Raw genomic sequence first — 6,958 nt, 5'->3', positions numbered from 1 at the left:
GTCCGCGCCCCCTCGCCCGGACCCTCGCGGTGCCGTCCCTCCTCGGCGTCGTCGCGGCGACCGCCGCGTGCGCGCCGCGCATCGGCGTCCCGGTGGCGGACGACGCCCAGAACCCGCTGTGCGCGGACGTCGTGCTCGCGCTGCCGGAGACCCTCGGCGAGGACCTGGCGAAGGTCGGCACGACGAGCCAGGCCACCGCGGCCTGGGGCGAGCCGGGCGCCGCGGTGACGCTGCGGTGCGGCGTCGAGGTCCCCGGGCCCACGACGACGACGTGCCAGAGCGTCGAGTCCGAGGGCGGCACCGTGGACTGGCTCGTGGTCGAGGACCAGGGCACGTGGACGTTCACGACCTACGGTCGCGACCCCGCGGTCCAGGTCGTCGTGCCGCCGGCCGTGACCGAGGGCCACTCGACGGCGTTCATCTCGGACCTGGGTCGCGCCGTCATGGAGGTCCCGCAGACGCGCGCGTGCGTCGGCGCCGCCGACGCGGGCTGAGCCGGCCGGGTCAGCGGGTCAGCGCAGGCCGGTGGGGCGCTCGAGCGCGAGCGCGACGAGCTCGTCGATGAGCTCGGGGTAGCTCAGCCCCGACTTCTCCCACATGCGCGGGTACATCGAGAACGGCGTGAAGCCGGGCATCGTGTTGATCTCGTTGACGACGACCTGCTCGTCGGGCGTGACGAAGACGTCGACGCGCGAGAGGCCCTCGGCGCCGACCGCCTCGAACGTGCGGACCGCGATCTCGCGCACCCGCTCGACGAGGTGCTCGGGCAGGTCGGCCGGGCACGACAGCTCGACCCCGGCCTCGTCGAGGTACTTGGCCTCGAAGTCGTAGAAGTCGTGCGCCTCGCCCGTCACGACGATCTCGCCCGGCAGCGACGCACGCGGACGCGCACCCCCGCGGCCCCCGAGGACGGCGCACTCGATCTCGCGGCCGACGACGCCCGCCTCGACGATCACCTTGGGGTCGTGCTCCTGCGCGGCGGCGATGGCGGCGGGCAGGTCCGCGAGGTCGTCGACCTTGGAGATGCCGAGGCTCGACCCGGCACGCGCGGGCTTGACGAACACCGGCAGGCCGAGGGTCGCGACGGTCTGCGTCCACGCCTCCGGGTCGCGCTCGAACGCGCCCGGGCGGATCACGGTGTACGGGGAGACGGGCAGCCCCTCGCCCGCGAGCACGAGCTTCATGAAGTGCTTGTCCATGCCGACGGCGGACGCCAGGACGCCCGCGCCGACGTAGCGGACGTCGGCGAGCTCGAGCATGCCCTGGAGCGTGCCGTCCTCGCCGTACGGGCCGTGCAGCAGCGGGAAGACGACGTCCACCTCGCCGAGCACGCGCGGGACGTCGCCCGGGGTGAGGACGCGCAGCTCCCGGCGCCCGGTCGACAGCGGCAGGATGACCTCCTCGCCGGTCGGCTCGACCTGCGGCAGGCGCCCCTCCGTGATCTCCCAGCGCGCGGGCTCGTCGGCCGCGAGGACCCACTCCCCCGTCGGCGTGATCCCGACGGGGATCACGTCGTAGCGCGACCGGTCGATCGCGCGCAGGACGCCCGCGGCGGTCGCGGCGGAGATGGCGTGCTCGCCCGAGCGGCCCCCGAACAGCACGAGGACGCGGGGCTTGCGGGGCGCGCCGGTGGGGTGCTCGTCGGTGGACGGCACGGACCGGTCGGGGCTCTGGCTGGACATCGCGGACGACCCTACCGGACGCCTGCTCGCGCGCCCGACGCACCCCCGGGAACGATCCGGGGACGTCCCGCGTTGGGAGTGCCGTGGAAGACACGACTCTCGAGGCCCCCGCGGCCGACGACCCCGACCATAGTCCCGGCCGCACCGGCCCCGGCAGCGAGCGGACGCGCGAACGCGTCCCCGACGACCGGAGGGCGGTGCGGGCACGATGACGACCTTCCTCTCCCTCCTGCTCGGGCTCCTCGTGGTTCTCGCGATCACGGCGGCGACGGCCTACTTCGTCGCCCAGGAGTTCGCCTACATGACCGTCGACCGCTCCCGCCTGGGGGCCAAGGCGGAGGCCGGCGACGAGTCGGCCCGGCGCGCGCTCGCCGTCACCCGGCGCACCTCCTTCGTCCTGTCCGGGGCCCAGCTGGGGATCACCGTGACGGGCCTGCTCGTCGGCTACGTGGCCGAACCCTTGATCGGTGAGTCGCTGGGCACGATGCTCGGCGGCGTCGGCGTCCCCACGGGCGTCGGCGTGGCGGTGGGCACCGTCCTCGCCCTCGTGCTGTCGACGATCATCCAGATGCTCTTCGGCGAGCTGTTCCCCAAGAACCTCGCCATCGCGCGGCCCGAACCGCTCGCGAAGGGCCTGGCGCGCTCCACGACCGCGTACCTCACGGTGTTCGGCTGGCTCATCGCGGTGTTCGACAAGGCGTCCAACGCCCTGCTGCGCCTGCTGAAGATCGAGCCCGTGCACGACGTCGACAACACCGCGACCGCGCGCGACCTCGAGCACATCGTGGCGGACTCGCGCGAGAGCGGCGACCTGCCCGACGAGCTGTCCGTGCTCCTCGACCGCATCCTCGACTTCCCCCAGCGCGACGTCGAGCACGCGATGATCCCCCGCTCGCGCGTCGGCACGGTCCGGCCCGAGGCGACCGTGGCCCAGGTGCGCGAGCTCATGGCCCGCGCGCACACGCGCTACCCGGTCGTCGACGAGACGGACCAGCCGCTCGGCGTCGTCCAGCTCGCCGACGTCCTCGCGACCGCTCTGCCCGACGACGCGCCCGTCACCGACCTCATGCGTCCGGCCGTCGTGCTGCCGACGACCATGACGCTGCCCGACGCGCTCGGGCAGCTCAACTCCACGCGCAACCAGCTCGCGTGCGTCATCGACGAGTACGGCGGCTTCACCGGCGTGCTCACGGTCGAGGACCTCGCCGAGGAGCTCGTGGGCGAGATCACCGACGAGCACGACCCGGAGCAACCCGTCACGGTCACGGCCGAGGACGACGGCGTGTGGGTCATGGGCGGCGACGTCCACGTCGACGAGGCGGAGCGCGCCCTCGGGCACGACCTGCCCCGCGGCGACCACGAGACGGTCTCCGGGCTCCTCATCGCCCAGCACGGCGCCCTGCCGCGCGCGGGCGACACGATCGAGGTCCCGCTCCCGGACGACCCCGCCGACCTCGTCCACGACGAGCCGGTGCACCGCACGCTCGTCGTCGACGTCCTGTCGGTCGAGCGGCACGTGCCGCGCCTCGTGCGCGTCCGGCTCGTCGAGCAGCGGGGCGACGCCCCCGCCGCCGACGACGCACACCCCACCACGCACGAGGCTGCCCGCCCGACGGACGCAGCGGAGGAGACCCGATGAGCAACCCCTGGGTCGTCGTCGTGGCGACCGTCGCGATCATCGCGCTCAGCGCGTTCTTCGTCGCCGTGGAGTTCGCGCTCCTCGGCGCCAAGCGGCACCGGCTCGAGGACGCCGCACCGACGAGCCGCGCGGCGCGCGCCGCGCTGCGCAGCTCGAACGAGCTCACGCTCCTCATGGCGGGCGCGCAGCTCGGCATCACGGCCTGCACGCTCGCGCTCGGCGCCATCACCAAGCCGGCCGTGCACCACTGGCTCACGCCAGTCTTCGAGACGTGGGGCGCGCCCCTGTGGGCCGCCGACGTCGCGGGCTTCGTGCTCGCCCTGATCGTCGTGACGTTCCTGCACCTCGTCATCGGCGAGATGGCGCCGAAGTCGTGGGCGATCGCCCACCCGGAGCGCTCGGCCACCCTGCTGGCGCTCCCGATGCGCGGGTTCATGTGGGCGTTCCGCCCGCTGCTGCGCTGGCTCAACGCGCTCGCGAACCGCTGCGTGCGCGCCGTGGGCGTCGAGCCGGTCGAGAACGTCGAGGGCGGCGGGCAGGACGCCGCGACCCTGCGGCACCTCGTCGAGCACTCGGCGAACGTCGGCGCGCTCGAGGCGTCGTACCGCGTGCAGATCTCGGGCGTCATCGAGCTCGAGACCCTCACGGTCGACGCGCTCGTGCCGACCGAGGGCCGGCCGACGTCGGTCCCCGCGACGGCCACGGCCGCGGACGTGCGGGCCGCGTCGGCCCGGTCGGGGCACCTGCGCATCCTCGTCCAGAACGGGAGCGTCGTCCCGAAGGTCGTGCACGTGCGCGACACGCTCCTGGAGCCCGACGACCGGCCCGCCGGGGAGCTCGCGCGCCCCGGGTTCGTGCTCGCGTCGGGGACGACCGTGCACGCCGCGCTCGCGCGCATGCGCGAGTCGAGCGAGCAGCTCGCGATCGTCATGGACGGCGAGCGGTTCGTCGGCGTCGTGACGCTCGCCGACGTGCTGCGCCGCATCCTGCCGTCCCCGGACGAGCCCGCGCCGGTGCTCGTCGGCTGACCGGCTCGCCGGCCGACAGGCCCGGCGTACGGTGGAGGGGCCTCGGCGACGCACGTCGCCGGGGCCTCTCGCCGTCCGCCCCGACCGAAGGCAGGCCATGCCCACGCCCGTCGCTGCACCCTTTGCTCCGCCGTTCCCGGAGCGGCGCACCCTCCTCACCGACGACCTGCTCGACGCCGTCCGCGGCCGCGCGGCGGGCTACGACCGCGACAACGCGTTCTTCGACGAGGACCTCGCCGCCCTGACCGGGGCGGGGTACCTGCGCGCGCTCGTGCCCACGGCGTTCGGCGGCGCCGGGCTCGGCCTGCGCGAGGTCGCGCACGAGCAGGCGCGGCTCGCGGGCGCGGCGCCCGCGACGGCCCTCGCCGTGAACATGCACCACGTGTGGACCGGCGTCGCGCGCTACCTGCACGAGCGCGGCGACGCCTCGCTCGACTGGCTGCTCGAGGAGGCCGGTCGCGGCGAGGTGTTCGGCTTCGGGTACTCCGAGGGCGGCAACGACCTGGTCCTGCTCGGGTCCCGCACGGAGGCGCGACCGGACGGCACGGGCGGTTACACGTTCCACGGTCGCAAGATCTTCACGTCCAACTCGCCCGCGTGGACGCGCCTCGGCGTCCTCGGGCTCGACACGGCGTCCGACGACGCCCCGCGCCTCGTGCACGCGTTCGTCCCCCGGGACGCCGGGGTCGAGGTGCTCGACGACTGGGACACGATGGGCATGCGGGCCTCGCAGTCCCGGTCCACGGTGCTCGACGGCGCCCACGCGCCCGCCGACCGCGTCGTCCGGCGGCTCGCGCCCGGCCCCACCCTCGACCCGCTCGTCGTCGGGATCTTCACGACGTTCGAGACCCTCCTCGCGTCCGTCTACACCGGGATCGCGGAGCGCGCGCTCGAGCTCGGCGTCGCCGCGGCGCGCCGCCGCACGTCGATGAAGAACGACGGCGCGTCGCTCGCGCAGGACCCCGACATCCGCTGGCGCCTCGCGGACGCCGCGCTCGCGCTCGACGCGGTCTGGCCGCAGATCGACACCGTCGCGGGCGAGCTCGACGCGCTCGTCGACCGCGGCGCCGGCTGGTTCCGCGCGACCGCGGGGCTCAAGGTGCGCGCCACGGAGACGGCGAAGACGGTCGTCGACCAGATGGTGCGCGTCGCCGGTGGGTCCTCCTACTTCGCCGGGAACGAGCTCGGCCGCCTCTACCGCGACGTGCTCGCCGGGATCTTCCACCCGTCCGACGACGAGTCCGCGCACTCCACGGTCGCGCAGTCGCTCCTCGGCCCGCTCGACTGACGGACCGCCGAGCGCCGGACAGGTGGTCCTGGCTCGTCCTGGCGGTACGACGAACCCGGACGACCTGCTCGTCCGGCCGCGACCGCCTGGTCGGTGGTCAGGGGGTGGTTGTTCGGGGCACGTGTCGGGCGACCGGGCGTACGCTGCCGCCATGAGCGACCCGCACGTCCCCGCCCTCTCCCCCGCGACCGTCGTCGTCGCCGCAGGGCGTCCCGAGCGGGCGCAGGGCGCGCCCGTGAACCCGCCGATCGTGCTCTCGTCGACGTACGTCTCGCAAGGCGTACAGCAGCCTGGTGAGCTCCTGTACACGCGGATGGACACCGAGACGTGGCACCCGTTCGAGGAGGCTCTCGCCGCGCTCGAGGGCGGCGAGCACCCCGGCGTGGCCTTCGGGTCCGGGATGGCGGCGATCGCGGCGGTCTTCTCGCTCGTGCCCGCCGGTGGCAAGGTCGTGCTGCCCCGGCACGCGTACCAGGTGACGCTCGGCTTCGCCGACGACCTCGCCGCGCGCGCGGGCGTCGAGGTCGTCCGGGTCGACGTCGCGGACACCGACCAGGTCGTCGCCGCGCTCGACGGCGCCTCGCTCCTGCTCGTCGAGTCCCCGACGAACCCCATGCTCGAGGTCGCCGACCTGCCCGCGCTGCTCGCGGCCGCTCGCGAGCGCGGCGTCCTCAGCGCCGTGGACAACACGTTCGCGACCCCCCTCGGGCAGCAGCCGCTCGCGCACGGCGCGGACGTCGTCGTGCACTCGGTGACGAAGTACCTCGCCGGGCACTCCGACGTCGTCCTCGGCGCCGCCGTCGCGCGCACGGCCGAGCTCACCGCGACGCTGCGCTCCTACCGGACGCTCCACGGGTCGATCCCCGGTCCGTTCGAGGTGTGGCTCGCGCTGCGGGGCCTGCGCACCCTCGCGCTGCGCGTCGAGCGCGCCCAGGCGAACGCCGCCGAGCTGGCGCGGCGCCTCGCCGACCACCCCGACGTCGTCGAGGTGCGCCACCCGAGCCTGCCGACGGACCCCGGGCACGAGCGCGCGTCGCGACTCATGACCGGGTACGGCTCGATCCTCGGCGTCCGGCCTCGTGGCGGGGCCCCGGGCGCCGACGCCGTCGTCGGTGCCGTGCGCCTGTGGGTGCCCGCGACGAGCCTCGGCGGCGTGGAGTCGAGCCTGGAACGTCGCCGCCGGTTCGCGACCGAGTCGCTCACGGTCCCCGAGGACCTGCTGCGGCTCTCCGTGGGCATCGAGGACGTCGAGGACCTCTGGCGGGACCTCGACCGGGCACTCGACCGGGCACTGCGGGCACTCGCCGGCTGATCGTGCCCC

General features: G+C 74.7%; 6 protein-coding genes. 5 read left to right on the top strand and 1 reads right to left on the bottom strand.

The genetic code is table 11. From position 1 onward, the window contains the following. The coding region (locus A0J59_RS20120; protein WP_369799802.1) for a DUF3515 family protein at positions 1-494 on the top strand (494 nt) is incomplete at its 5' end. Between the two features lie 18 nt (positions 495-512). Here A0J59_RS20120 and A0J59_RS20115 read toward each other — a convergent pair. After that, positions 513-1,682, bottom strand: a complete 1,170-nt coding sequence (locus tag A0J59_RS20115; protein WP_064317247.1) for a D-alanine--D-alanine ligase family protein — start codon at positions 1,680-1,682, stop codon at positions 513-515. A 208-nt stretch (positions 1,683-1,890) separates the two neighbouring features. Here A0J59_RS20115 and A0J59_RS20110 point away from each other — a divergent pair, with 208 nt between their 5' ends. The 4 genes from A0J59_RS20110 (at position 1,891) to A0J59_RS20095 (ending at position 6,949) form a co-directional block, all read left to right on the top strand. Then, positions 1,891-3,321 (top strand): hemolysin family protein, encoded by a 1,431-nt coding sequence (locus tag A0J59_RS20110; protein WP_064317246.1) that lies wholly within the window; start codon positions 1,891-1,893, stop codon positions 3,319-3,321. Then, on the top strand, positions 3,318-4,349 hold the full coding sequence (locus A0J59_RS20105) for a hemolysin family protein (RefSeq protein WP_047232573.1): 1,032 nt from the start codon (positions 3,318-3,320) through the stop codon (positions 4,347-4,349). The genes A0J59_RS20110 and A0J59_RS20105 overlap by 4 nt, the downstream gene beginning before the upstream one ends. 97 nt (positions 4,350-4,446) lie before the next feature. Next, positions 4,447-5,637 (top strand): acyl-CoA dehydrogenase family protein, encoded by a 1,191-nt coding sequence (locus tag A0J59_RS20100; protein WP_064317245.1) that lies wholly within the window; start codon positions 4,447-4,449, stop codon positions 5,635-5,637. A gap of 151 nt (positions 5,638-5,788) precedes the next feature. Beyond that, the gene (locus tag A0J59_RS20095; RefSeq protein ID WP_064317259.1) at positions 5,789-6,949 is read left to right on the top strand and encodes a PLP-dependent aspartate aminotransferase family protein; all 1,161 of its coding nucleotides are present in this window, start codon (positions 5,789-5,791) and stop codon (positions 6,947-6,949) included. Positions 6,950-6,958: the final 9 nt, after the last annotated feature.

It is taken from the genome of Cellulosimicrobium sp. I38E (assembly GCF_001647255.1).
Lineage (GTDB): Bacteria > Actinomycetota > Actinomycetes > Actinomycetales > Cellulomonadaceae > Cellulosimicrobium > Cellulosimicrobium cellulans_E.
The sequence above is the reverse complement of the archived record's forward strand: the minus strand, read 5'-3'. Positions and strand labels throughout refer to the sequence as shown.